The sequence below is a fragment of the Microbacterium aquimaris genome (genome assembly GCF_039531285.1).
GTDB lineage: Bacteria > Actinomycetota > Actinomycetes > Actinomycetales > Microbacteriaceae > Microbacterium > Microbacterium aquimaris.
In genome coordinates this window covers 108,868-131,730 of sequence record NZ_BAAAPT010000002.1, presented here as the reverse complement: position 1 = coordinate 131,730, position 22,863 = coordinate 108,868, and the positions used below count along the sequence as shown (strand labels likewise).

General features: G+C 70.2%; 28 protein-coding genes. 13 read left to right on the top strand and 15 right to left on the bottom strand.

The window, feature by feature from the left end; translation table 11 throughout:
• Positions 1-36 precede the first annotated feature (36 nt).
• The gene (locus ABD204_RS10115) at positions 37-597 is read right to left on the bottom strand and encodes a PadR family transcriptional regulator (protein ID WP_322597628.1); all 561 of its coding nucleotides are present in this window, start codon (positions 595-597) and stop codon (positions 37-39) included.
• A 466-nt stretch (positions 598-1,063) separates the two neighbouring features.
• Between ABD204_RS10115 and msrA the strand changes: the two genes are divergently transcribed.
• A complete protein-coding gene (msrA, locus tag ABD204_RS10110) occupies positions 1,064-1,609 on the top strand; it encodes a peptide-methionine (S)-S-oxide reductase MsrA (protein WP_194425287.1) in 546 nt (181 codons plus the stop codon).
• Between the two features lie 74 nt (positions 1,610-1,683).
• Here msrA and ABD204_RS10105 read toward each other — a convergent pair whose 3' ends face one another.
• Entirely contained in the window at positions 1,684-1,851 is a 168-nt protein-coding gene (locus tag ABD204_RS10105; protein WP_194425288.1) for a hypothetical protein, read from the bottom strand.
• Between the two features lie 111 nt (positions 1,852-1,962).
• Between ABD204_RS10105 and ABD204_RS10100 the strand changes: the two genes are divergently transcribed.
• Entirely contained in the window at positions 1,963-3,153 is a 1,191-nt protein-coding gene (locus ABD204_RS10100; protein WP_322597629.1) for a MalY/PatB family protein, read from the top strand.
• Positions 3,154-3,204: 51 nt separating this feature from the next.
• Here ABD204_RS10100 and ABD204_RS10095 read toward each other — a convergent pair whose 3' ends face one another.
• Entirely contained in the window at positions 3,205-3,432 is a 228-nt protein-coding gene (locus ABD204_RS10095) for an RNA-binding S4 domain-containing protein (protein WP_194425290.1), read from the bottom strand.
• Between the two features lie 50 nt (positions 3,433-3,482).
• Here ABD204_RS10095 and ABD204_RS10090 point away from each other — a divergent pair, with 50 nt between their 5' ends.
• The gene (locus ABD204_RS10090) at positions 3,483-4,031 is read left to right on the top strand and encodes a GNAT family N-acetyltransferase (protein WP_322597630.1); all 549 of its coding nucleotides are present in this window, start codon (positions 3,483-3,485) and stop codon (positions 4,029-4,031) included.
• On the opposite strand, the gene ABD204_RS10085 is transcribed toward ABD204_RS10090, so the two are convergent.
• The 4 genes from ABD204_RS10085 to ABD204_RS10070 are packed head-to-tail and all read right to left on the bottom strand — an operon-like array spanning position 4,009 to position 6,332.
• The gene (locus tag ABD204_RS10085) at positions 4,009-4,629 is read right to left on the bottom strand and encodes a GyrI-like domain-containing protein (RefSeq protein WP_194425291.1); all 621 of its coding nucleotides are present in this window, start codon (positions 4,627-4,629) and stop codon (positions 4,009-4,011) included. The genes ABD204_RS10090 and ABD204_RS10085 overlap by 23 nt on opposite strands.
• Before the next feature lie 31 nt (positions 4,630-4,660).
• Positions 4,661-5,050: a DUF3054 domain-containing protein gene (locus ABD204_RS10080; protein ID WP_322597631.1), complete on the bottom strand. Its 390-nt coding sequence runs from the start codon at positions 5,048-5,050 to the stop codon at positions 4,661-4,663.
• A 4-nt stretch (positions 5,051-5,054) separates the two neighbouring features.
• Positions 5,055-5,552 (bottom strand): DUF427 domain-containing protein, encoded by a 498-nt coding sequence (locus tag ABD204_RS10075; protein ID WP_194425292.1) that lies wholly within the window; start codon positions 5,550-5,552, stop codon positions 5,055-5,057.
• 48 nt (positions 5,553-5,600) lie between these two features.
• Entirely contained in the window at positions 5,601-6,332 is a 732-nt protein-coding gene (locus ABD204_RS10070) for a sulfurtransferase (RefSeq protein ID WP_194425293.1), read from the bottom strand.
• A 148-nt stretch (positions 6,333-6,480) separates the two neighbouring features.
• Here ABD204_RS10070 and ABD204_RS10065 point away from each other — a divergent pair, with 148 nt between their 5' ends.
• The 4 genes from ABD204_RS10065 (at position 6,481) to ABD204_RS10050 (ending at position 9,165) form a co-directional block, all read left to right on the top strand.
• Entirely contained in the window at positions 6,481-7,287 is an 807-nt protein-coding gene (locus ABD204_RS10065) for a glycosyltransferase family 2 protein (protein WP_322597632.1), read from the top strand.
• The gene (locus ABD204_RS10060) at positions 7,287-8,099 is read left to right on the top strand and encodes an endonuclease/exonuclease/phosphatase family protein (protein ID WP_194425400.1); all 813 of its coding nucleotides are present in this window, start codon (positions 7,287-7,289) and stop codon (positions 8,097-8,099) included. Before ABD204_RS10065 ends, ABD204_RS10060 begins: the two co-directional genes overlap by 1 nt.
• A complete protein-coding gene (locus ABD204_RS10055) occupies positions 8,096-8,689 on the top strand; it encodes a DUF2238 domain-containing protein (protein WP_322597633.1) in 594 nt (197 codons plus the stop codon). Before ABD204_RS10060 ends, ABD204_RS10055 begins: the two co-directional genes overlap by 4 nt.
• 158 nt (positions 8,690-8,847) lie before the next feature.
• A complete protein-coding gene (locus tag ABD204_RS10050) occupies positions 8,848-9,165 on the top strand; it encodes a hypothetical protein (protein WP_322597634.1) in 318 nt (105 codons plus the stop codon).
• Between the two features lie 19 nt (positions 9,166-9,184).
• Here the strand turns inward: ABD204_RS10050 and ABD204_RS10045 are convergent, their stop codons facing one another.
• Positions 9,185-10,729 carry an MFS transporter gene (locus ABD204_RS10045; protein WP_241748091.1) on the bottom strand — a complete coding sequence of 515 codons (1,545 nt, stop codon included), beginning with the start codon at positions 10,727-10,729 and terminating at the stop codon, positions 9,185-9,187.
• A gap of 61 nt (positions 10,730-10,790) precedes the next feature.
• On the opposite strand from ABD204_RS10045, the gene ABD204_RS10040 reads away from it, so the two are divergent.
• A complete protein-coding gene (locus tag ABD204_RS10040; protein ID WP_241748092.1) occupies positions 10,791-11,495 on the top strand; it encodes an LON peptidase substrate-binding domain-containing protein in 705 nt (234 codons plus the stop codon).
• On the opposite strand, the gene ABD204_RS10035 is transcribed toward ABD204_RS10040, so the two are convergent.
• The 4 genes from ABD204_RS10035 to ABD204_RS10020 are packed head-to-tail and all read right to left on the bottom strand — an operon-like array spanning position 11,492 to position 15,784.
• Positions 11,492-12,736 (bottom strand): DUF6716 putative glycosyltransferase, encoded by a 1,245-nt coding sequence (locus ABD204_RS10035; protein ID WP_194425296.1) that lies wholly within the window; start codon positions 12,734-12,736, stop codon positions 11,492-11,494. The two genes, ABD204_RS10040 and ABD204_RS10035, sit on opposite strands and share 4 nt — an antisense overlap.
• Positions 12,733-13,605, bottom strand: coding sequence for an N-acetylneuraminate synthase family protein (locus ABD204_RS10030; protein WP_194425297.1), 873 nt, complete (start codon positions 13,603-13,605; stop codon positions 12,733-12,735). The genes ABD204_RS10035 and ABD204_RS10030 overlap by 4 nt, the downstream gene beginning before the upstream one ends.
• Positions 13,602-14,867, bottom strand: coding sequence for an acylneuraminate cytidylyltransferase (locus tag ABD204_RS10025; protein WP_194425298.1), 1,266 nt, complete (start codon positions 14,865-14,867; stop codon positions 13,602-13,604). The genes ABD204_RS10030 and ABD204_RS10025 overlap by 4 nt, the downstream gene beginning before the upstream one ends.
• Positions 14,864-15,784, bottom strand: coding sequence for a hypothetical protein (locus ABD204_RS10020; RefSeq protein WP_194425299.1), 921 nt, complete (start codon positions 15,782-15,784; stop codon positions 14,864-14,866). The genes ABD204_RS10025 and ABD204_RS10020 overlap by 4 nt, the downstream gene beginning before the upstream one ends.
• A 183-nt stretch (positions 15,785-15,967) precedes the next feature.
• Between ABD204_RS10020 and ABD204_RS10015 the strand changes: the two genes are divergently transcribed.
• From ABD204_RS10015 to ABD204_RS10000, 4 genes are all read left to right on the top strand, one after another.
• The gene (locus ABD204_RS10015) at positions 15,968-16,507 is read left to right on the top strand and encodes a hypothetical protein (RefSeq protein WP_409263997.1); all 540 of its coding nucleotides are present in this window, start codon (positions 15,968-15,970) and stop codon (positions 16,505-16,507) included.
• Positions 16,508-16,632: 125 nt separating this feature from the next.
• Positions 16,633-17,289 carry a hypothetical protein gene (locus ABD204_RS10010; protein WP_194425300.1) on the top strand — a complete coding sequence of 219 codons (657 nt, stop codon included), beginning with the start codon at positions 16,633-16,635 and terminating at the stop codon, positions 17,287-17,289.
• Between the two features lie 112 nt (positions 17,290-17,401).
• The gene (locus tag ABD204_RS10005) at positions 17,402-18,994 is read left to right on the top strand and encodes a sodium-dependent transporter (protein ID WP_194425301.1); all 1,593 of its coding nucleotides are present in this window, start codon (positions 17,402-17,404) and stop codon (positions 18,992-18,994) included.
• Positions 18,991-19,158 carry a methionine/alanine import family NSS transporter small subunit gene (locus ABD204_RS10000; protein ID WP_194425302.1) on the top strand — a complete coding sequence of 56 codons (168 nt, stop codon included), beginning with the start codon at positions 18,991-18,993 and terminating at the stop codon, positions 19,156-19,158. Before ABD204_RS10005 ends, ABD204_RS10000 begins: the two co-directional genes overlap by 4 nt.
• Before the next feature lie 16 nt (positions 19,159-19,174).
• Here the strand turns inward: ABD204_RS10000 and ABD204_RS09995 are convergent, their stop codons facing one another.
• Positions 19,175-19,543 (bottom strand): hypothetical protein, encoded by a 369-nt coding sequence (locus tag ABD204_RS09995; protein WP_241748093.1) that lies wholly within the window; start codon positions 19,541-19,543, stop codon positions 19,175-19,177.
• Between the two features lie 67 nt (positions 19,544-19,610).
• On the opposite strand from ABD204_RS09995, the gene ABD204_RS09990 reads away from it, so the two are divergent.
• Positions 19,611-20,537, top strand: coding sequence for a 5'-3' exonuclease (locus ABD204_RS09990; RefSeq protein WP_194425304.1), 927 nt, complete (start codon positions 19,611-19,613; stop codon positions 20,535-20,537).
• A gap of 13 nt (positions 20,538-20,550) precedes the next feature.
• Here ABD204_RS09990 and ABD204_RS09985 read toward each other — a convergent pair whose 3' ends face one another.
• Both ABD204_RS09985 and ABD204_RS09980 read right to left on the bottom strand, forming a co-directional pair.
• On the bottom strand, positions 20,551-21,825 hold the full coding sequence (locus tag ABD204_RS09985) for an MFS transporter (protein WP_194425305.1): 1,275 nt from the start codon (positions 21,823-21,825) through the stop codon (positions 20,551-20,553).
• 40 nt (positions 21,826-21,865) lie between these two features.
• Complete coding sequence (locus ABD204_RS09980; RefSeq protein WP_194425306.1) at positions 21,866-22,858, bottom strand: PHP domain-containing protein; 993 nt, start codon at positions 22,856-22,858, stop codon at positions 21,866-21,868.
• Positions 22,859-22,863 lie beyond the last annotated feature (5 nt).

Below are 22,863 nucleotides of genomic sequence, written 5' to 3'. Positions count from 1 at the left end.
TGCGACGCCCGATGCCGACGTCGGGCCGGCATCCGATCAGTCCTGGGCGAGGATCGAGTAGAGCTTACGACGCGCGTCGTCGAGCACGTCCTCGGCCTCGGCGACCTGCTCGGCGGTGCCGTGTTGCGCCACCTGCGCGGCGGCCTGCGCCAACTTCACGCCGGCCTTGGGCAACGTGGCGGCGCGGGCGGCGTCCTTCATCCCGGGCATCTCCCACGGCGCCGACCCCTCCGTGCGCGACTCGGCTTCGGCACGACCGACCTCCGTGAGCGAATAGGTCTTCCTGCCGCCGGATTCCTCGGCGACGATCAGCCCCTCGTCGGCGAGCATCTGCAGGGTCGGGTACACCGAACCGGGGCTCGGCTTCCACATGCCCCCACTGCGCTCGCCGATCTCGGCGATGATCTGATATCCGTGCATGGGCTTCTCCTGCAGCAGCGACAGAACCGCAGAACGCACATCCCCCCGTGCCATGCGCGCCGGGAAGCGCTGTTCGAAGGCCTCTCGGAGCTGGTCCATCGCATCGAAGAGGCCGCCCCCTGCGGCGCCGAAACCTCGGCCGGAGCCGAACGGTCCGGATGAGAATGACGTGGTCACGATTGCTCCCCTCCACGCTCGCCGATCGGTGAGCGATAGTTGACGATATATCGCTACCGTACGCCCGAGGTGGACGGGCAAGGTCGTTTCCCAGCGAGTTGTCAGCGGTGCAGCACCCTGGCGTCAGAGGACGACCCGACGGTCGTCGACCTCGACGACGCACCGGCTGGAGGTCCAGCAGGTCGAGGGCGCGCTCGACATGCTCGCGATCCTCCGCACGGCGCCCCGAACCCCCGTGGGGACGTGCCCGCGCCGTTGGGGCTAACCTCAGTCGAATCCGGTAGCACATCGGGCGTCCCCACAGCCGACCTCCAGGCCGCGCCGCGCGAGCGCGCCTGACAGTCGCCTGAGACATCTCGCCCCACGCGACCCGCGACCCCCGGCGGGGCTGAGATACTGCAGGAAATCGCCGATTGCGCCCCGGGCGGGCGCGCGCGAGTCCGATCCCGACAAAGGAGGGTGCCGCATGACCGACGACGAGGGAACCATCACCGAGGTCGAGGGGCTCGAGACCGCCGTCCTCGCCGGAGGGTGCTTCTGGGGGATGCAGGATCTGATCCGCACGCAGCCCGGAGTCATCCAGACTCGGGTCGGCTATACAGGTGGAGCCAATGCGCACGCCACCTACCGCCACCATCCCGGGCACGCGGAAGCCGTCGAGATCGTGTTCGATCCGGCGAAGACGACCTACCGCGACATCCTGGCGTTCTTCTTCCAGATCCACGACCCGACCACACGGAACCGCCAGGGCAACGACATCGGCACGAGCTACCGATCCGCGATCTTCCCGCTCGATGCCGAGCAGGAGCGCGTCGCCCGCGACACCATCGCGGATGTCGACGCGTCGGGCCTGTGGCCGGGTCCCGCCGTGACGACGATCGAACAGGTCGGTCCGTTTTGGGAGGCCGAGCCGGAGCACCAGGACTACCTGCTGCGCATCCCGAACGGCTACACGTGCCACTTCCCGCGGCGAGATTGGGTCCTCCCGAAGAGGTCTCAAGCCACGACCTGAGGCGACGCGGATGAGCCGAGCCGGATCTCCCGTGATCGGGGTGTCCGGCTCGGCGTCTTCGGCGGTGTGCGCCCTCAGTGATCGTCGCGCACGGTGGCGCCATCGTCCGGCGCGGGGGTATCCGGAGACGGCAGCGGCGGTGGCGCCTCCTCCGACCCCTCGGGCGCCGGGGCGAGCGTGTCACTCTCCCCCGCCGCCAGTCGCGTCCGGTCTTCGGCGCTCAAGTGTTCTCGTTCGCTCATGTCGACACCGTACGAAGCCCCCGCTCGGCGCGCACCGGGTTGACAATCTGTGCGACCGTTGAGATGCCGCCGCGGGTGCGGACAGGCGACGTTCGAGAGGATGAGACGACGGTGGGCGGATACGACGACCTCACGGAAGCGGACCTTCGGGAAGCGGGGAGCATGAAGTGGACCGCCTATCCCGGGAAGACCGGGGCGTGGGTCGCCGAGATGGATTTCGGTGTCGCCCCGGCGATCCAGGAGGCGATCTCGACAGCCGTCTCCCGCGGTCTGACCGGGTACCTTCCCGCCTGGCTCACCGCCGAACTCGCCGAAGCCACCTCCGATTGGTACGCGGACCGGTTCGGCTGGCGGATCCCCGTCGGTCGCATCCACCCCGTACCGGACGTGATCGCCGCCTTCGAGGCGACGATCACCCGCTTCACACCCGCCGGGTCCGCGGTGATCGTGCCGACTCCGGCCTACATGCCGTTCCTGTTCGTGCCCCAGATGCACGGACGGGAGGTGATTCAGGTACCCGCCGTCGAACGCGGCGGACGCATGACGATGGATCTGGAGGCCATCGGACGCGCGTTCGACGACGGCGCGGGGCTTCTGGTGCTCTGTAATCCGCACAACCCCCTGGGCACCGTGTTCAGCCACGACGAGCTGACCGCCGTCGCCGATGTCGTGGAGGCGAAGGGCGGGCGCGTCTTCGCGGACGAGATCCACGCACCGCTCGTCTACAGCGGCGCCCGACACATCCCCTATGCGTCGGTCTCCGCCGTCGCGGCGGGACACACCATCACGGCGGCCTCGGCCTCGAAGGCGTTCAACCTCGCCGGGCTGAAGTGTGCCCAATTGGTCATCTCGAACGATGCCGACGCCGCGGTGTGGGCCGAACACGCCGGATGGGCCGGACACGGCACGGCAACACTCGGCGTGGTGGCCAACATCGCCGCCTACCGCGACGGTGGTGACTGGCTGGCCGAGACCGTCGACTACCTCGACGGCAATCGCCGCACCCTCGTCGAGATGCTCGCCCGGCATGCGCCGAAAGCACGCGTGACGATGCCCGAAGGTACCTACATCGCGCTGATCGACTTCCGTGCGTACGCGGTGGAGGGCGACCTCGGCGAATGGTTCCGCACCCACGCCGACGTCGCGCTGACCGACGGCGCCGCCTGCGGGGAGGTGGCCGCGGGACACGCCCGCATCATCTTCGCGCTGCCCCGTCCGCTCCTCACCGACGCGATCGCCCGGATCGGCGCGGCCCTCGCCCGTCACGAGCAGGACCGCGCGGAGCACGCCTCCGTCGGGTGACGGCGCGGACGCGGCCCGTCGAGCGGCTACCGGTCGCCGCGTTGACGACGGCTACGGGCGGACGCGGACCCGGCGTTCGCCGAACCCGACCACGTCGTCGATCTGCAACTGTCGCCCTCGGCGACGATCGACCTCGCCGTTGACCGTGACATAGCCATCGATGATCGCCTCTTTGACGTCACCGCCGGAGTCGAGCAAGCCGGCGTACTTCACGAACTGACCCAGACGGATGCCGTCGCCGCCGATCGGCACATCATCGATCGGTGGGGAATCGGTCATGAACAGATCGTACCGAGCCGCACCGACCGATCGCGTCATACGCTGTCGGGGTGGACGCCGTGATCCGATTCGCCGCCGATGGCGACATCGCCGATCTCCAGGAGGTGGAAGCCTCGGCGGACGAGGCGCTGGCGGCGTTCTTCCGGCTCGACGAAGCGCTCGAGGCGGAGACCGGTGCCGAGCGGGCGAGCATGCCCGGGTTCCTCCTGGTGGCCGAGCTCGAGGGGCGCATCGTCGGGTTCGCCCAGGTCGTCGAAGCAGAGGCCCTGTGCCACCTCGAGCAGATGTCGGTGCGCGGCTCCGCAGCCCGGCGCGGCATCGGTACCGCGCTCCTGGAGGCCGCCCTGGAGACGGCCGCCTCCCGCGGGCACGCGGAGATGACGCTGCGCACCTTCGTCGAACCGCCCTTCAACGCCCCTTTCTACGCCCGGCACGGTTTCGTCGAACGCACCCCGGGCCGCAGCGGCCTCCTCGCCGAGATTCTGCACGCCGAGCGCGACCTCGATCGTCTCGGTCCGCGTGTGTTCATGGGCGTCGCGTTGCGCGCGCCATATGTGCCCGGGCGCGAGGGCGCGGTCATCCCCCGGCCGCGTCGGTGACGGGTTGCCGCAGGATCGTGCGGAGCTTCTCGGGCGCGGCACGCCGGGGATCGCTGAGGTAGATCTCGTGATGGTGGCCCCGCATCCGCAGCCCCTTGCCCGGGATCACGTGGTCGTGCAGATGGGCCAGCACCGGCCCCTCGTCGTCGTAGGGACCGACGTGGAGGGTCTGGATGCAACGGCCCTCGTCGAGGGTGTCGATCCGCAGGCGGTCGATCGCCGGCGCGTCCTTTTCGAGGGCGGCGGTCGTCGCGAGATCGAGCTGGTCATCCCGGATCCAGTCCGGCACGACCATCATGGCCCGCCACGACCACGCGGAGGGGTCGCGCGCGGAGGTGAAGGCGGTGAAGTCGTCCGCCCACCACAGCGCCTCGAGCGGACCGACGACGTAGTCACGCCCCAGCCCGCGTTTGCTCGCGAACTTCACGGCGAACGAGAACGGGAACAGCGTCGCGAGGGCGTCACGGTAGTCCGCTGACGTGTTCGGATCCCCGGATCCGTCGATGACCGCATAGCGTCGCGGTGGCAGCACGACATCGTCGAACACGTCGCGGCGGGCGGCGTAGCCGGAGAGCTCACGCTTCAGATCGACCTTCACCACAGGTTCCTCCCCACTCCGCACCCGAACGTCAGGCGGCGCGCGACCTCATCACCGGCGCCGCGATCGCGCGCCAACCGAGCAGGCCGACCAGGAGCACCACCGCGGTCACCGCGATGAAGGACACCTCGGTGCCGGCGCCGAACGCGGCACGCACCAATACGCCGATCACGACCGTCGCACCCCAGATCGGCACCCCGGCACGCAGCGGGGACAGCGGCCCTCGCCACGCCCGCGAGAGCAGCCATCCGGCCGTGAGGCCGACCAGGAAGGGGAACGACGTCGCCCACAGCCCGGCCCATACGCCCTCGTCATGGGAGGCGCGACCGATGGCGACGAAGGCGATCACAACGGCGAGGTCGGCGACGACGGCACCGACGACGGTGCCGCTGCGCGGACGAGTCTGCACGGTCTGGCTCACCCTCTCACCATCCCACGGATCCCGCGGCGCCCTTGAACGGACCCACCACGTCCGGGGTGATCCACCCACCGTAGAAGGTGCCGTGCTGGGGCTGCACGAGCACCCCGCCGATCTCGCACCGGTCCATCCCCTCGGCGTAGACGGCGACCCGACCGGCCAGCGCCTCGAAACCCGGCATCGGCGACGGGTAGGTCCATGCGGCTCGCGGACGGACCTGTCCGCCGCCGTGCACGTCGAAGTAGCGGGCCCGGCCCTTGAATTCGCACATCGAGGCGCCGTCGCCGCGGACGAGCGCGCCGTCGGTGAAGGCGTCGATCGGCAGGTAGTAGGTCGGCGGATGACTGGTCTCCAACACACGGACGACGTCGGCGGTGTCGACGACGACCTCACCTCCGAGCGCGATCGTCGCGCGGGCGTCGACGGGCTCGACCCGCGGCGGACGCGGGTAGTCCCACACCGATTCCTGGCCCGGGCCCACCGGGAAGGGCTGAGGGTGACGCATGCTCCCAGGGTAGGGCCCCCGGAGGACCGGGCGCCTCCCGGTGTCGACCTACGCGCGCGGGGCGAGGTCTGCGCCGAGCGCTTCACGCCCGTCGAACACGAAGCACTCGCCGCTCCAGTGCGCACCGCCGACCTGTTCGAGGTAGCCGAGGATGCCGCCGTCGAGCTGTCGCGCGTCGACGCCCAGCTCGCGCAGATGGATCGTGGCTTTCTCGCAGCGGATGCCGCCCGTGCAGTAGCTGACGACCGTCTTGCCTGCAAGCTCGTCTCGAGCGGCTCCGGCGGCACCCGGGAACTGTGTGAAGCGCTCGAGCCGCCAGTCGATCGCCCCGTCGAAGCGCCCGTAGTCGACCTCGAATGCGTTGCGGGTGTCGAGCAGGACCACGTCGCGCCCATCGTCGTCGACGCCGGCGTCGAGCCAGCGTCGGAGCTGCTCCGGTGACACCGCCGGCGCCCGACCGGCCGACGGAGAGATCGTCGGGCGGTCCATGCGGATGATCTCGCGCTTGATCTTCACGAGCATCTTGCCGAACGGCTGCGACGGCGACCAGCTCTCCTTCGCCGTCAGCTCGGCGAAGCGCGCATCCGCGCGCAGGTCGTCCAGGAACGCGCGGACGACCTCTTCGCCACCCGCGAGGAAGAGATTGATCCCCTCCTCGGCGAGGATGATCGTGCCGCGCAGACCCGATGCCATCGCGCGCGCCCGCAACACCTCACGCAACCCTGCGAGGTCGTCGAGAGGGGTGAAGAGGTAGGCGCTGATGTTGAGCACGCGTGTCACCCGTCCAGGCTACGCGCCAGCCGTGCACCGTACGCTGCGGGCGATCTGCGCACCACCGTGTATCGGCGCCGTGAACCCCTGTCAAGGACGGCAGGCGGACCCGCCGTGCCGGATAGCGTGGCGACACCCCTCGTCAAGGAGGCACCTCGTGTTCCACCAGCCCCCACCCCCGCGTCCCCTCGTGTCGGTGGTCATCCCCGTCAAAGACGACGCCGGCCCCCTCGAGCACTGCCTGCGCGGCCTGTCCCGGCAGAGCATCGCCCTCGAGGAGATCATCGTCGTCGACAACGGATCCCGTGATGCGTCGGCGGCCGTCGCCCGCGCACACGGCGCGACGGTCATCACGTGCGGCGCACCGGGCATCGCCGCCGCCGCCTCCGCGGGGTACGACGCCGCCCGGGGCGAGGTGATCCTGCGTCTGGACGCCGACTGCTCGCCGCAGCCGGGATGGGCACGGACGATGGTCGAGGCGTTGCAGAACGACCCGCAGACCGGCGCCGTGTTCGGCGGCGCGTCCTTCCACGACGGCCCGTCGTGGCTGCGACGCCCTCTCGCGGCGGCGTACCTCAGCGCGTACGTCGCGATCGTCGGGACGACCCTGGGCCACTGGCCGCTCTTCGGGTCGAACCTCGCGATGCGCGCGGATGCGTGGCATGCCGTGAGCGCCTCCGTACACCGGTGGGACGTCGACACCCACGACGACATCGACCTGGCGTTCCATCTCGGCGAACGCCACCGCATCGCCGCGGTGGGTCCCGAGCACATGACCATCTCGATGCGCCCGTTCGCCGACGCGGGCCTGTTCGCAGCACGGGTGCGCAAAGGCTTCCGCACGGTCACGATGCATTGGCCGCACGACTTCCCGCCGGTGCGATGGGATCGGCGGGCACTGCGCCGGGTGACGCGCCGAGCCCGCGAGCGTCGGGCGCGTGACCTCCACCGCCTCGCCGCGTGATGGACACCGCCCTGATCGGCGCCGCCGCCCCACCGTCGTTGCACGTGATGTCGTTCAACATTCGACGGCGCCTTCCGATGTCGATCCGATCGGTCGACCGATGGGACCGGCGCCGCCGCGCCGTGGAAGCGCTCATCCGCACCGAGAAGCCGACGGTGCTGGGGGTGCAGGAGGCGATGCCGGAACAGGCCGACGTCGTCGCCGCGGCCCTCGGTGCGGATCACCAAAGGCTCGGCCGCGGCCGCGACCGCGATGGGAAGGGCGAAGGCTGCCCGCTGTTCTGGGACGCACGGAGACTGGATCTCCTCTCGGGAGAACAGGTCGCGCTGTCACCGACACCCCACGAGCCCGGTTCGCGCGGTTGGGGCAATCCGGTACCTCGCGTCGCGGTGGTCGCCCGCTTCCGAGACCGGTCCACCTCCGACGAATTCGTCGTCGTCAACACCCACCTGGATGTCTTCTCGCGTCGTTCGCGTCTGCACGCCGCCCGCCTGTTGCGCGCCGTGCTGACCACGACGTCCGGCGTCGGCATCATCCTGGGCGACATGAACGCACGTCCGGGTTCGGCGACCGCCCGGGAGCTGTGGCGTGACGGCCTGCGCGACGCGTGGACCTCGGCCGATCGACGGCTCACCCCCGAGTGGGCGACCTTCGCCGACTACCGGGAGCCGCGCCGAGGCGCCCGTATCGACTGGATCGGGGTGACCGACCGCGTGCACGTGGACGCGGTCGGGATCGGCACATTCCGCACCGCCGGCGGCTGGCCCTCCGACCATCTGCCCGTCCACGCGCTCGTGCGGGTGACGCGGTGAACACGCTCGCGCGGAACTTCCTCCGCCCCGTGCACGGGCCCGTGGCGGCCGGTGCGGATGTGATGCGCGCCGTCGGGCTCGTCAGCGTCGCCGCGGCCCTCCTCCTCCACGACCCCACCGACGCGGGGATCCTCGCTTTCACCCTCCCCGGGCTGATGGTCCCCCGCTTCCTCGCGATGCGCCCGGGCGCCGATCTGGCCTTCGGCGTGATCCTTCTCACGGCGGCGTGGAGCAACGTGTACGACCTCTATACGCGGCTGCCCGGCTGGGACCTCGTCGTGCATGCGGCGGCCACCGCGGCCCTCACCGTCGCGGCGTACCTGCTGCTGGCCCACGCGCGGGTGGTGCCACCGGCGGCCGGCCCCCGAGGCTCGCGGCGCGCCGTCATCGTTTTGTCCCCGGTCATCGGGCTCGCGATCAGCGCTGTGTGGGAGATGGTGGAGTGGACCGGGCGCGAGTTCGTCACCGACACGATCTTCGTCACCTACACCGACACGATCGGCGACATGGCCGCGGGCGCGGTCGGCGCCACCCTGGCCGGGCTCCTGATGGCGGTCGTCCGCGTCGAGGATCGGCCTGCTCGCCGCTGACGGGGTCGGCCGCGCGGGCCGCGCGGCGCCGCAAGAGTGCCGCACGAATCACAGAAGATTCCCTGTCAACCCCCCTGGAGATCGAGGCCGGTTCCGCGCACAATGGTGTTGCCCCTCGCAGGAGCAGAAAGCCGCACACTTTCATGACCATCGCGATGATGCCTTCGTCAGCCCAGTACGTCCTGGTCGATCTCGAAGACGACGGACGTTTGATCCATGACACCCGCTTCGCGGAGAACGATTCACGACGCCTCGTGGCGTTCATCGAGCCCACCCCGGACGGCCACGTCGATGTCACCTGGCTACGTTCCCTCCCGTTGCGCACCCGCTTCCGGGACGCCGAGGCCGCCCTCGCCGAGATCGAGTCCTGGTCGGCACTCGAACGCTCCGGCGGGGCCACGCCGCCCGTTCCGATCGCGCACTACGCCCCGCGTCGGATCGCGCCGCCGCCCTCGCGGCGCGTCCGGCCCGCGTGAGCAACACGCGCTGCGCCGCTCAGGCGTGGCCGACGCGCTGCTCGGGCTCGTCTTCCGCATCGTCCGCACGCAGGCGGCGCCGCCACGTCAGGTCGACGAGGCCGACGACCAGGGCGAGAGCGAGGAAGACCGCGGCGGTCAGCATCCCGAACGCGTACGCGTCGTGGAAGACCACGATGTCACTCGCCGTCCCCTCCTCGCGATAGATCGTCGCGTAGAAGAAGGAGAGGGCGACCGCCGTGCCGATCGCGGTGCCGATGCGCTGACCGAGCTGGCCCACCGATCCGGCAAGGCCCCCTTCCGTCACCGGGATGTCCGCCAGGGCGAGGGTCTGATTCGGCGAGATGACCAGTCCCCCGCCGAGACCGCCGACGACCATCGCCGCCGCCATCGCCCACGCCGTGTACGGCGGCGGCACGAACACCGCCACGACCACCAAGAGGCCGGTCGCGGTGAGCACGGCGGTCAGGCCCCATACCACCAAGGGGCGACCGAAGCGGTTGACGAGGGTGCCACCGACCCACGACCCGGCCGCGCTCGTGACGGCGAAACCGATCGACACCATTCCGGCGAAAACCGGTTCGAGCCCGAGGCCGTCCTGCAGGAAGAGGTTGGTCAGCAGGAAGACCGACGGGAGGGCGGCGAAGTACGACGTCGCCAGCAACGTCCCGTTGCGGTACGAGTGAACCCGGAACAGACGCAGCGGTACCAGCGGCGCTTTGCCGGTGGCCTCGTAGCGCCGCTCCCACAGCACGAAAGCCCCCACGAAGAGCACGAACGCGACCAGAAGCCACCATCGGAGCGGATCATCGTCGGGCGAACCCGTCGTGAACAGGAACGGAAGCATGAGCGAGACGACCGCCAGGGCGAACAGGACGGTCCCGAACGGGTCGAGTTCCAGCGGCCGCCGGGTGCGGCGGTGGAGCGGGGGCAGGAGCCAGATCGCCAACCCGATCGCCGCCAACCCCAGGGGGACGTTCATCCAGAAGATCCACCGCCAGCCATCCTGCGCTCCGCCCAGTGCGATCGCGAGACCGCCGATGGTCGGGCCGAGTGCGGTGGAGATGCCGATGATCGCCCCGAAGGCGCCGAACGCCTTACCGCGCGCGGGTCCGCGGAACAGCTCCTGGATGATGCCGAGCACCTGGGGCATCTGGATACCGGCGGCCACACCCTGCAGCAACCGCGCGATCAGCAGGACCGTCATCGACGGGGCCACCGCACAGACCAGGCTCATCACCGTGAACAGGCTCAACCCGATGATGAACAGGGCCCGGCGCGAGCGCTGGTCGCCGAGTCGTCCGGCCGGGACGAGGACGAGGCCGAAGGTCAGCACGTACCCGGAGACGATCAGCCCCAGTTCGGTCGAGGCGGACCCGAACGCATCCTCGATGGACGGGAGGGCGACGTTGACCTTCGTCAGGTCCAGGATCGTCAGCGCCGCGACGGAGACGCAGACGGCGAATGCGCGCCAGGTCTGAGCCTGGGTGGGAACGGGGATGTCGGTGGTGGCCGGCGACGGGGTCTGCGAGGTCCGGGGGCGCTCTGTCATCTCGTCGCTCATCAGGGTCAGGCTATCGCCCCCGGTCGCCCCGGGGCGTCTCCGGGGGTGGTTGACTGGGACCATGCGCGAGACGGCGATGTTCCCTCTCAGCAGTGTGCTGATGCCCTACATGCCGCTGCCGTTGCGCATCTTCGAGTCGCGCTACCTGGTGATGCTCGGCAACCTGCTCGACGAGGAGGATCCGCAGTTCGGCGTGGTCCTCATCGCCCGGGGGCCGGAGGCCGGCGGTGGGGAGCAACGGTTCTCGACCGGGACTCTCGCACGCGTCTCCCGTGTGGCGGCGCGCGAGGACGATCTGCAGCTCGTGGCGATCGGCGGTGGGCGCTTCGAGGTCGAACAATGGCTCGAGGACGACCCGTATCCGCGGGCGCTGGTGCGCGAGCTGCCGATGCCCGAGTGGGACGACGCACTCCTGCCGCTACGCACGCGTGCCGAGCAGACGGTGCGCCGCCTGATGTCGATGACGGCCGAATTCGCCGAACAGGCGTGGGATGCCGACATCGAGTTGGCGGATGACCCCACCCACGCCTGTTGGCAGCTGGCGGGCATCGCACCGTTGAGCACCCTCGATCACCTCGCGCTCCTGCAGGCTTCCTCACTCGAAGCGTTGCTGAGCGACCTCATCGCACGGTGCGACGACGCCGAGCCGCTGCTGACGGCACCGGCTCCCGACCACGCGTTCCAGGCTGAGCTCGACGATCTCCTCGACGCCGACGGCGACACGGACGACCCGGAGACCGAAGCCCCGGACGATGCTCCCCGTTAGGAGCGAGTGGCGGGCCGTGCGTGGACGACGCGTCGGATCAGACGCACCGCGGCCCGTGCAGGCACGCCGATGACGAATGCGGCGCGGCCGGTCGGAGAGCGGTCGAGCGCCCCGAGCACGCTCTTGCGCTCCCATGCGTCGCGGAGCGCTCCGCCTCGTCGAGGCCACGGGGGGCGGTGGGGCAGGAAGCCCGTCCGTCGCGCCGTGGCCAGGTCTCCCAGCACGTCGAGCCACGTGTCGTCGGCCGGCCGGTGGAAATAGTTGTCCTCGAGCCATCCCGCTTCGGGGTCGCGGAAGTCCCGCGCGATCACCGACTCCTCCCCCGCGAGCAGGCCGCTACCGACGAAGACGGTGTTGATGAGGTCCGGTCCCACGCCGAAGGTGTCCAGCGCGATCACCGGGGTGCCCTGTGCCACCGCCTCGACGGCCGCGGTGGACGAGACCGTCACGAGGCCCGCCGCGCGCGTCAGCGCGGCGCCCATCGGCTCTGTCGAGAAGACGAGATTCGGGGGAACGGGTCCGAGGGAGGCGATGAGGTCGGGGTATCCGTCGTACTCGCGGTGGGTCTGGCTCTCGCCCTTGACCCCGCGCAGTTTCACCACCACACGGCGGTTGGGATGAGCCTGCGCGGCCCGGACGAGCATGCGGGCGACACGAAGCCGGTCCACCCGCTCACGGGGCACGATCGCCTGCGCGGCGAACACCAGGTCGTCACCGCGCACCTCACCGTCACGGGTCACGTCGGCGCGCGCGAACGGCAGCCGCGCGAGCGCGAAACGCTGCGCGATGCCCCTCTCGATCGCCACCGCGGTGAACTCCCTCACCTCACGGTGCGAATGCAGCACGAACGCGTCACACTGCGCCCGGTAGACCAGGGCCTTCCGCGTCGCGGGCACGGAGATGCCGGGCAACCCGGTCGCGATGACCGCCTCCGGCACCGCCGCCGCGACCAGCCGTGCGAGGACCCGCACCAACGGGCCCCGGGCGGCGAGCATGACGACATCGGGTCCGACCTCGCGCACCCGATCGAGCAGGTCGTCGTATCCGACGCGGGTGGCACCCTCCACTCCACTGCCGGTCAGGGCCGCCCGCTCCTGGGCGTCGCTGACCACGAGCGGCGTCTCGAGCACGAGGAGAGTGCCCGCCACCACATCGGGCCGCGACCCGAGCAGCGCGGCCGCCCATTTGACGTAGGAGTCGGTGTCGGCGATCGCGACGACACGGAGCCTGCCGGATGTCACGCGGGGACGCGGCGCAGCTTCGCCATCGGCGCCTGTTCGCTGTCGAAGACCCGCTTGACTCCGTCGCCGAGGGCGGACTCGATGATGCGGATGTCGCGCACGAGGTGGTTCAGGCCGGTCGGTTCGAGGGAGGCCGCGTGGTCGGACCCCCACATGGTGCGATCGAGCGTGATGTGGCGCTCGACCACCGTCGCGCCCAGGGCCACCGCGGCCAGCGAGATCTGCAGTCCGCGCTCGTGACCGGAATACCCCACCGGAACTCCGGGGTACCTTTCGCGCAGCGTCGGGATGACCCGGAGGTTCGCCTCCTCCGGCTCCATCGGGTAAGTCGAGGTCGCGTGCAGCAGAACCAGGTTGCCCGTGCCCAAAACCCCGATGGCACGATCGATCTGCTCCGACGTCGACATACCCGTGGACAAGATCACCGGTTTGCCGGTGTCGCGCAGCGCCTCCAGCAGTTCGGTGTCGGTCAGTGACGCCGAAGCGACCTTGTGGGCGGGGACGTTGAGCTCTTCGAGGAACGCCACACTCGGCACGTCCCACGGCGACGCGAACCACTCGACGCCCCGCAGGAGCGCGTGGTCTGCGAGCGCGATGTACTCGTCGCGGCCGAACTCGATGCGCGTGCGGTATTCGAAGTAGGTCATCGTGCCCCAGGGCGTTTCGCGCGGTACGTCGCGCATGTGCTCGGGGGTCGAGATGGCGGGGGTGCGCTTCTGGAACTTCACCGCATTCGCCCCGGCGTCGGCGGCGACGTCGATGAGGCGCTTGGCGATCTCGACGTCGCCGTTGTGGTTCAGCCCGATCTCGGCGATCACGTACGTGGGCCGACCGCCCCCGATGACGGTGTTTCCGATGGTGACGGTCATGCGTTGCTCCTCATGGTGGGTGCCGCGGGCGCGGCGGACGGAGAGTCGGGGGCGATGCCTCGGGCGGCGAGCACCCGCTCGGCGACCTCGCGGACCGCTCCCGCACCGCCGGAGGCGGTGAGGACGGTGCGCGCCGCGGCCAGCACGAGCGGGTGCGACTCGGGGACGGCGATCGGCCAGCCGACGAGTTCGAGGCATGCCAGGTCGTTGACGTCGTTGCCGACGTACGCGAGTCGGTGCAGGGGGATGCCGTGCTTCGCCGCCCATTCCACGAGCGCCGCGGCTTTGTCGTCGAGTCCTTGGGCGACATGGACGCCGAGCTTGCGGGCCCGGGTGGACACGACGGGGTTGCGTTCGGTGGACAGGATCACGACGGGCACGCCGGACCGGCGCAGCAGCGCGACGCCCATGCCGTCGGAGCGACTCACGCGCACGAACTCGGTGCCGTCGGCGTCGACGAAGGCACGGTCGTCGGTGTGGACGCCGTCGAAGTCGGTGATCACCGCATCCACGTCGATCGGCCCCTCGATCGGGGTCGGTGCGATGGAGCGCAGACCGGCCGCCGCCATCGCCCGAGCGACATCGAGCTCTTCCGCCGTGTCGATCTCGATCGCGGTGTTCTCGGGCACCTCGACGATGCGTATGCGTCCGAAGAAGCGGTGCCCCGCCTCCCGGAAGCCGGCGGCGTCCATGACGTAGAAGGCGCCCGTCTCGAGGAAGTGCGGCTCGCGATCCTGGCGCCGCGGTCGGTGCGCGGCGTCGTGGTTGACGCCGGATGCGCCCCCGTCCGCCTCGGTCCGCCACAGGAAGCCGTACGTCTCGACGGCGGAGAAGGCACTGTCGGTGCGACCGGCCTCGACCTCGGCGACCGCCGTCGTGAGGGCGTCGGTGTCGATGAAGGGCGAGGTCGCCTGCAGGAACGCGAGGGTCCGTGTCCGCGTACCCGCCGACTCCAGCACGTCGAGCGCGTGGAGCAGTGCGCTCTCGGAGGTGGCGGTGTCGCCGGAGATCGCGTCGGGCCGTTCGACCACGGTCGCCCCCCATTCGCGCGCGACGGCGGCGATGGTCTCGTCGTCGGTCGAGACCACGACGAGGTCGATCGCGGGGGAAGCCTTGGCTGCGGCGATCGCACGCGCGACCAGCGGCACGCCCCCGACCCGCCGCAGATTCTTCCCCGGCACGCCTTTCGATCCCCCGCGTGCGGGGATGATCGCGACGACGCGGGTCTGTTCGCGCGCGACATCGTGCTCGCGGGCGGTCATCGCACCGCCCGCCGCCGGTGCCGGGTGCCCGGTTGACGTTCGCGCAGCACCGCGGCGGAATCCCGCAGGACGAGGGGAAGCGTGGTGGTCGTCGACGAGGCGAGCGTCAACACGTCGAGCCGCTCCCGGACCCCGGCCAGCACGAGCTCGACCGGGAGGTCCAGCCGCTCGATGATCACGTGCGGCACCTCCGCGACCGCGGCCAGCTGCTCGTCGGACTCGCGCCGGTGCGGCAGGTAGGTCACGGGAGCGATCGACGCTTCGTGCGCGACCCAGTCGAGGTAGACGTCGCGGTCCATGCGACCGTCGTCGGGGCGAGCGCTGCCGAGCACGACGCGTGAGGTGCGGAACGGATGCGGCGTGGCGGTTTCGCGTGTGAACGCGAACGCGTGACGGGTCACCGGGACGCCGAGTTCGGCCAACGCGTCGCGACGGGCGTAGCCGAGGTCGAAGGCGGTGAAGATGTCGACATCGCCCGCGAACGCGCGAGAGACGAGGTGAGCGTGTGCGAGGGGCCCTACGCGTGTCGTGAGGCCGCGTTCCTGGTTGCCGGGGCGCGTGTACGGTCGGCGCCCGACGAGGGTGTCCGCGTACGCGATCGCGTTCGCCCCGTCGTCCAGGAAGGTCACCCGCCGAGGGCGGAGCACCGCCGCGGCCAGACGGAACTGCCCCGAATACCCGTCACCGACGAGCCAGTGACGATGCCGCGCCAACAGCCCCCAGGGGATTCCGAGGTACGGGTGGGTGTCGGAGAACCGCGCACCGCGCGCCAGCAGTTCGTCGGCGGTCTCGGACATCTGCGCCGTGAGCCTTCCGGCCAAGACGACCGATTCGCGGTGCGCGTGTGCCCACTCGGCCGCTCCGATCAGCTGCAGGGGGGACTCGACCCACGCCAGCGGTGCCACATCGCGTGCCATTGGACCTCCGGGTCACGGGAAGACGCGGAAGACAGCCCCCCGCCTGTCTCTACACGGTGGGTGCGCAGGGTGAACCCGGCGAGGGGGCGCACTGTCCGGCTCATGGCGGAATGGTGAACGATCGGTGGCGGTGCCTGTGGACAACCGTGCGCCCGGCGCGGCGGGCACGGCTACGTTTGTGCCGTGATGAGTCGTGCCACCACCGTCCTCACCCGCAGTCTCGGGGTGCTGATCGTCACGGCCGCGCTCGCCGGCTGCGCCCCGACACCCGAACCGACCCCCACCCCCACAGGCTTCGCGTCGGAGGAAGAGGCCTTCGCCGCCGCCGAGGAGACCTATCGCGCCTACGTCGACGCGCTCAACGACGTCGATCTCAGCGACCCGGAGACGTTCGAGCCCGTCTACGCCCTGACGACGGGAGAAGCAAACGCTGGGGCACGGGAGACATTCTCGGAGTACCACGCGAATGGATGGCAGGTGAACGGAACGACCATCGCTACAGTCATCGTGGAGCTCCCGAAGGGTGAGGCATTTGCCACAAAACTAGACCTCGCCATTTGTCTCGATGTGTCCGACGTCGACGTCGTTGACCCCACTGGGGATTCGGTGGTTGGCTCTGATCGGCCTCCCGTACAAGCAATGACCGTGTCGATGACGCGCGGCGGCGCCACGTGGCGGATTAGCGAGATCACTGGTCGCGAGGGTCCTCCAGAGTGCACATAACGGTAGCTATCGCAGCGCTTGCATTCGCGGTTGGTTCTGCCGCGGCAACCTTCGCTCCCACGTCAAACGCCTGCGATGGTGCGGGGTGGGTCGATGCCTGCACAACGACGAGCGACGGGGCGCAGGTGGACCTGGGCGCGTCCATGGGCGGATCGGGCGGCACGGCAGGCCCTGGCACGCACAGCGGTGGTGACGACGGGGACGGCGGGTGGCACGGCGCGGACGAGGATTCCGCGGAGGCGGTGCCGGACTGCATGCCGGGGTTCTGTGATCGGGGCAACTACGACGTGTTCGTGTACCCCACGGTCACCGCCGACGATCTGGTCTCCTTCCGCCCCGTCGGACCCTCGATCGACAACGAGCCGTCCGGGTTCGCGGTGGTGGGCCTGCCGACCAACGTCTACGCCGCCGCCTCCGAACAGAACATGGCCGGCGAGTTGCTCGGACACGAGGTCGCCGTGCGGTTCGTACCGGTCGGGTTCGAGTTCGATTACGGCGACGGCACCACCTCGTCCTCCACGACCGGGGGCGCGCCATGGGACGCCCAGGGCTCGCCGCAGTTCACCCCCACCGACACCGGTCACACCTATGACGCGCGCGGCACGTACATCGTCACCGCCACCGTCGTGTACGACGCCTCCGTCGATTGGGGGCACGGCTGGCGGCCGGTCGTCGGCGCCGTCCGTGCGCAGAGCACGGGTCACCCCGTCGAGGTGCTCGAGGCCCGGACCGCCCTCGTGGAGCGTTCCTGCGCGGAATCGCCGCGCGGACCGGGATGCTGACCCCGCAACCCCGGGCGGGAGGCGCCACGGCACCTCTCCCGCGCGGCGTTGCGCACTGCTAGCGTCGGCGTTCTCAGATCGCCGCCGAGAGGAACACGAAGGGAGCTCACCTGTGAGCGACACCACCCCCGCCGCGGGAGCGGCGAGACCACGCGAGCAGTGGACCGGACAAGTCGGCTTCATCCTGTCGGCGATCGGCTCGGCCGTCGGGCTCGGCAACATCTGGCGGTTTCCGGGGGTGGCCTACGAAAACGGCGGCGGCGCGTTCCTCATCCCGTACCTCGTGGCCCTCATCACCGCGGGCATCCCCATCCTGTTCCTCGACTACGCGATCGGGCACCGCTTCCGCGGGGCCGCGCCCACGGCCTTCCGTCGCCTCGGCGGCCGCTCCGGCCGCTGGCTCGAGTCGCTCGGCTGGTTCCAGGTGACCATCGCCTTCGTCATCGGCCTGTACTACACCGCGGTCATCGCGTGGGCGCTGAGCTTCTTCGTCTTCTCCTTCGACCTGCGGTGGGGTGACGACCCGGCGGGCTTCCTGTTCGGCGAGTACCTGCGGATCCCCGAGGACAGCGTCTTCACCCTCGACTTCGTCCCCGGAGTGCTCATCCCCCTCGCGCTCGTGTGGATCGCGGCGATCGTCGTGCTCGCCCTGGGTGTGGCCAAAGGCCTCCAGCGCGTGAACGTCGTGTTCCTGCCACTGCTGGTCGTCGCGTTCCTGATCCTCGTGGTCCGCGCCCTGTTCCTCGACGGGGCCGCCGATGGGCTCAACGCGCTGTTCACGCCGAACTGGACGGCCCTCACCGACCCCGACGTGTGGATCGCCGCCTACAGCCAGATATTCTTCTCCCTGTCGATCGCGTTCGGCATCATGGTCACCTACGCGTCGTACCGCCGGCGGCGCTCGAACCTCACCAGCCCCGGCCTCGTGGTCGCCTTCGCCAACTCGTCGTTCGAGATCCTCGCGGGTATCGGCGTGTTCGCCACGCTCGGCTTCCTCGCGTTCCGTCAGGGTGTCGCCGTCTCCGACCTCGACGGCATCGCCGGGGTCGGCCTGTCGTTCGTCACCTTCCCCGCGATCGTGTCCGAAATGCCCGGCGGCCCGATCTTCGGCGCGCTCTTCTTCGGATCGCTGGCCATGGCCGGATTCACCTCCCTCGTCTCGGTGCTGCAGGTGGTCATCGCCGCTGTCCAGGAGAAGCTGTCGATCTCACGCCGTGCGGCGGCCGTGGGCATCGGGGGCGTCTCCGCCGTGCTGTCGATCCTGTTCTTCTCCACGACCACCGGCCTGTTGGCCCTCGATGTGACCGACATGTGGACGAACAACATCGGCATCGTCGCCTCCGCGGTCATCATGACGATCGTCGTCATCTGGGTGCTGCGCCGCGGCCCCGAACTCCGCTACCACCTCAACGCCCTCTCCACCTTCCCCGTCGGACCGGTGTGGATCGGGCTCGTCGGCGTGCTCGCCCCGCTCGTCCTCGGATACATGCTCGTGGCGCGCATCATCACCCTCATCACCGAGGGGTACGACACGTACCCGTTCTGGTACCTCGGCGTGTTCGGCTGGGGGGCGATCGCGGTGCTCGTCATCGGGGCGGTCGTCGGGACGCTCGTGCCGTGGCGCCACTCCCCCGACCACTACCGGGCGTGGCCGCCGTACCCGCCCGAGCCCGACGCAAGCCGCAACAAGGAGGCTGGACGATGACCCCCCTCGCCATTACGTCCCTCATCCTCGCCATCGTCGTCGTGTGGGGAGGGCTCATCGCAAGCACCCTGTTCCTGCGCGCGCGTCCGGAGGTCGAGTCCTACCCGCCGGGAGGGATCGACGACCACCGGGAGGATCTGGGCATCATCGAACACGACACCTGATCCTCCCGGGTGCCGATCAGTCGTCGTTGACGACGACGGTGAAGGTCAGGTCTTCGATACCGCCGTCGTCATTGGACATGACGACCTCTGTGCTCCCCGCGGCCAAAGCGGTCACACCGGGGTTGAAGGTCGCACTGTCCTCCACCCGGCCCGCGGTGAACTCCGCCACCGAGGTGTCGGCGACCTCGCCGCTGTAGCTGTCGACCGGCAGATCCCCGGTGTCGATGTTCAAGACCTGGCCGACGACCAGATCGACCGTGGTCCCCTGCAGGTCACCGGCGTCCATGGTCACCGGCGCGATCACCGGACCGTCCGAGGACGACGAGCAGCCGCTGAAGGCCACGGTGGCTCCGACGATGACGAGGGCCGCGGCCCAGTTCTTCATTCGCATATCCCCACCCTGGCAGAACGTCCGCCCTGTCCGCGCTCGGCCGCCGTGACAGGATGAAGCCGTGACCGACCGTCTCATGCTCCTGGACACCGCTTCGCTGTATTTCCGCGCCTTCTACGGCGTCCCCGACACGGTCAAGGCGCCCGACGGGCGGCCGGTCAACGCCGCGCGGGGACTGCTCGACATGATCGCCCGGCTCGTGAGCGTCTATGAACCCACCCACATCGTGGCCTGCTGGGACGACGACTGGCGGCCCCGGTGGCGGGTGGATCTGATCCCGACCTACAAGGCACACCGGGTCGTCGAGGTCGTCCCCGCCGGAGCGGATGTCGAAGAGGTCCCCGACCCGCTCGAGGTGCAGATCCCCGTGATCCGGGAGGCGCTCGGCACGCTCGGCATCCCGATCGTCGGTGCCGCCGAACACGAGGCCGACGATGTCATCGGGACCCTCGCCACCCGCTCGACGATGCCGGTCGACATCGTCACCGGCGACCGTGACCTCTTCCAGCTCGTCGACGACGACCGCGGGGTGCGGGTCGTCTACACCGCGCGGGGGATGAGCAACCTCGCCGTCGTCGACGACGCGTTCCTCGTGGACAAGTACGGGGTCCACGCGTCGCAGTACGCCGACTACGCAACGCTCCGCGGCGACGCCTCCGACGGCCTGCCCGGCGTCGCCGGGGTAGGTGAGAAGACCGCGACGACCCTTCTGCGCACCCACGGTGACATCGCCGGGATCATCTCGGCGGCGCAGGCCGGTGAGGGGATGACCCCCGCCCAGCGCACCAAGGTGCTCGCCGCGCTCGACTACCTCGCCGTCGCACCCACCGTCGTCGAAGTGGTGCGCACCCTGGACCTGCCCGACGTCGACGCGCGGATCCTCCCCCGGCCCGCCGACGAGGCGTCACGCACCGCCCAGGTCGCCGAACGCTGGGCGCTCGGGTCATCCATGGCACGGGCCGTCGAGGCCCTCGGCGCGCGCGGCTGAGCCGCCGATCCGATCAGCGTGAGCGTGCCGCACTGATGACCGCACCCATGAGCAGCACCGCGTAACCGAGGGCGACCGCGAGGGTGATCCCGAGCGTCGCCGTCCACGCTCCGGTCAGATCGTGCACACCACCCAGCAACGGCGCGGCGGTCGCGCCCAGTGCATAGCCGCCACCCTGCACCAGCGCCGACATCCCGGTCGCCTCGGCATCGTTGCGGGCGACGGCCACGAGCGTGCTGAAGATCACGACGAAACCCCCGGCATGACCCATCGCCCCAATGCTCACCCACACCCACAGCGACTCCGGCGCCACCGACATCCCGAGCGCCAGGACGACCCACGAGGCGCAGATGACGGCAGCGGGCACCAGGCGAGGGGTGTACCGGGTGAGGACCGGAATGAGCAGCGCCCCCACGATGCCGACCCCCTGGAACAGCGATGCCAGCGCACCCGCGGATGTGGCTCCCACGCCGAGCAGATCCGCGGTCATCGTCGGCAACCACGTGCTGAACCCGTAATACAGGAACGCCTGCAGGGCGAAAGCACCCACCAGCAGCCACACGACAGGGCGCCGCAACCACGAACGCCCCCGCCGCTGCACCACCACAGGCGTGGGACCGGTCAGACTCGCCGGGTCCCAGCCCTCGGCGTCGGCGGGTGCGGGCGCGGCGCCCGAGAAGCGCTCGCCGAAAACGCCGCCGGCGCGCCGTTCGCGGGCGAGGCAGAACCCCCACAGGACGATCCCGCCGATGGTGAGCGACGCCCAGCCGAACAACGCGAGGGACCAGCCGACGATCTCGGCGACGGGCGCGGTCAACAGCGTCGTGAGGAGAGAGCCGACGTTGAGCGTCGCCGTGTACGCGGCCGTGACCACCCCGACGCGCTCCCCCGGCACATCCCGGCGGATGATCACCGGGGTCACGACGTTCCCGACCGTCACGGCCGACCCGATCACGACCATCCCGATCAGGAGCGGACCGAAGCCGGGCAGCGTACGGATGACGGTGCCGACCAGAACGCCGACCAGCGAGAGCAAGAGGGCGAGCTCGGCACCCGCTCGGCGGATCACGATCGCCGCGAGCGGCGTGAGCAGCGCGAACATCAGGACGGGCGCGGTGGTCAACAGGCCCGCCTGCGCCGAGGGGATCCCCAGGTCGGCGGCGATGTCCCGGAGCACCGGCGTCGGCGCCACGATGTGTCCTCGAAAGCTCAGTGCGGCGACGAGGATGCCGGCCACCACCAGCCACGGGAACGCGCGCCGCACAGCGGGGTCCCCGGCTCGCGTCATCCGTCGAGTCTACGGATCCTGCATCGGACGCTGTCCGCGCTCACCCCCGCGCGGTCCACGCCCGCAGGCGCTCCAGCGACCACGTGGTCACGATCCGCTCCGGGGGGACGCCCAGACGCTCCGCCCGGGCGGCCCCGTGATCCACGAGGGAGAGCTGCCCGGGCGCATGGGCGTCCGAATCGATCGAGAACATGCAACCCGCCTCGAGTGCGAGCAAGATGAGCTCGTCCGGCGGATCCTCCCGCTCCGGGCGACTGTTGATCTCCACCGCCGTGCCGTGGGCGGCACACGCGGCGAAGACGGCACCGGCGTCGAGATCGGAGGGAGGTCGCGTGCCGCGACTTCCCTCGACGAGGCGCCCGGTGACGTGGCCGAGCACGTCCACACGCGGATCCGACACGGCGGCGACCAGCCGACGCGTCATCGCGCGTCGGTCCATGCGGAGCCGGGAGTGTGCCGATGCGACGACGACGTCCAGCTCGTCCAGGAGGTCGGGGTCCTGGTCCAGCGATCCGTCGTCGAGGATGTCGACCTCGATCCCGGTCAGCAAGGTGAAACCGTCGCCGCTGTGTCGCGGGGCGAGGGCGATCTGTTCCCGCAGGCGCTGCGCCGAAAGGCCGTTGGCCACGCGCAGTCGAGGGGAATGGTCGGTGAGCGCAAGGTATTCGTGGCCGAGCGCCCGCGCCGCCTCGACCATCAGGTCGATCGAGGTGGACCCGTCGGACCACTCGCTGTGGCTGTGCAGATCGCCGCGCAGCAACGCCCGCAATCGGGAGGCCTCCTCCACACCGGCGCTCGTGCGGAGCGCGGCCAGACGGTCGGGCACGCGGCCCTCCATCGCCTGCCGGATGACGGTGAACGACGACTCGCCGATGCCCTTGCGTGCGCGGAGCGCGGTCGTGTCGGCCAGCTCACCCTCGCTCAGGCCTGCGATCGCGTCGGCCGCGGTGCGGAACGCCTTCGACTTGTAGCGCGAGGACCGCTCCCGCTCGAGCAACGTCGCGATTTCGGTCAGCGCGTCGTGCGGGTGCATCGCCG

Excerpts from the sequence above, each read along its gene's own strand:
- msrA (WP_194425287.1), top strand. The coding sequence starts at position 1,064 with ATGACCGACGACGAGGGAACCATCACCGAGGTCGAGGGGCTCGAGACC.
- ABD204_RS10105 (WP_194425288.1), bottom strand. The coding sequence starts at position 1,851 with ATGAGCGAACGAGAACACTTGAGCGCCGAAGACCGGACGCGACTGGCG.
- ABD204_RS10095 (WP_194425290.1), bottom strand. The coding sequence starts at position 3,432 with ATGACCGATTCCCCACCGATCGATGATGTGCCGATCGGCGGCGACGGC.
- ABD204_RS10075 (WP_194425292.1), bottom strand. The coding sequence starts at position 5,552 with ATGCGTCACCCTCAGCCCTTCCCGGTGGGCCCGGGCCAGGAATCGGTG.
- ABD204_RS10060 (WP_194425400.1), top strand. The coding sequence starts at position 7,287 with ATGGACACCGCCCTGATCGGCGCCGCCGCCCCACCGTCGTTGCACGTG.
- ABD204_RS10050 (WP_322597634.1), top strand. The coding sequence starts at position 8,848 with ATGCCTTCGTCAGCCCAGTACGTCCTGGTCGATCTCGAAGACGACGGA.
- ABD204_RS10045 (WP_241748091.1), bottom strand. The coding sequence starts at position 10,729 with ATGAGCGACGAGATGACAGAGCGCCCCCGGACCTCGCAGACCCCGTCG.
- ABD204_RS10040 (WP_241748092.1), top strand. The coding sequence starts at position 10,791 with ATGCGCGAGACGGCGATGTTCCCTCTCAGCAGTGTGCTGATGCCCTAC.
- ABD204_RS10030 (WP_194425297.1), bottom strand. The coding sequence starts at position 13,605 with ATGACCGTCACCATCGGAAACACCGTCATCGGGGGCGGTCGGCCCACG.
- ABD204_RS10025 (WP_194425298.1), bottom strand. The coding sequence starts at position 14,867 with ATGACCGCCCGCGAGCACGATGTCGCGCGCGAACAGACCCGCGTCGTC.
- ABD204_RS10020 (WP_194425299.1), bottom strand. The coding sequence starts at position 15,784 with ATGGCACGCGATGTGGCACCGCTGGCGTGGGTCGAGTCCCCCCTGCAG.
- ABD204_RS10000 (WP_194425302.1), top strand. The coding sequence starts at position 18,991 with ATGACCCCCCTCGCCATTACGTCCCTCATCCTCGCCATCGTCGTCGTG.
- ABD204_RS09995 (WP_241748093.1), bottom strand. The coding sequence starts at position 19,543 with ATGAAGAACTGGGCCGCGGCCCTCGTCATCGTCGGAGCCACCGTGGCC.
- ABD204_RS09985 (WP_194425305.1), bottom strand. The coding sequence starts at position 21,825 with ATGACGCGAGCCGGGGACCCCGCTGTGCGGCGCGCGTTCCCGTGGCTG.
- ABD204_RS09980 (WP_194425306.1), bottom strand. The coding sequence starts at position 22,858 with ATGCACCCGCACGACGCGCTGACCGAAATCGCGACGTTGCTCGAGCGG.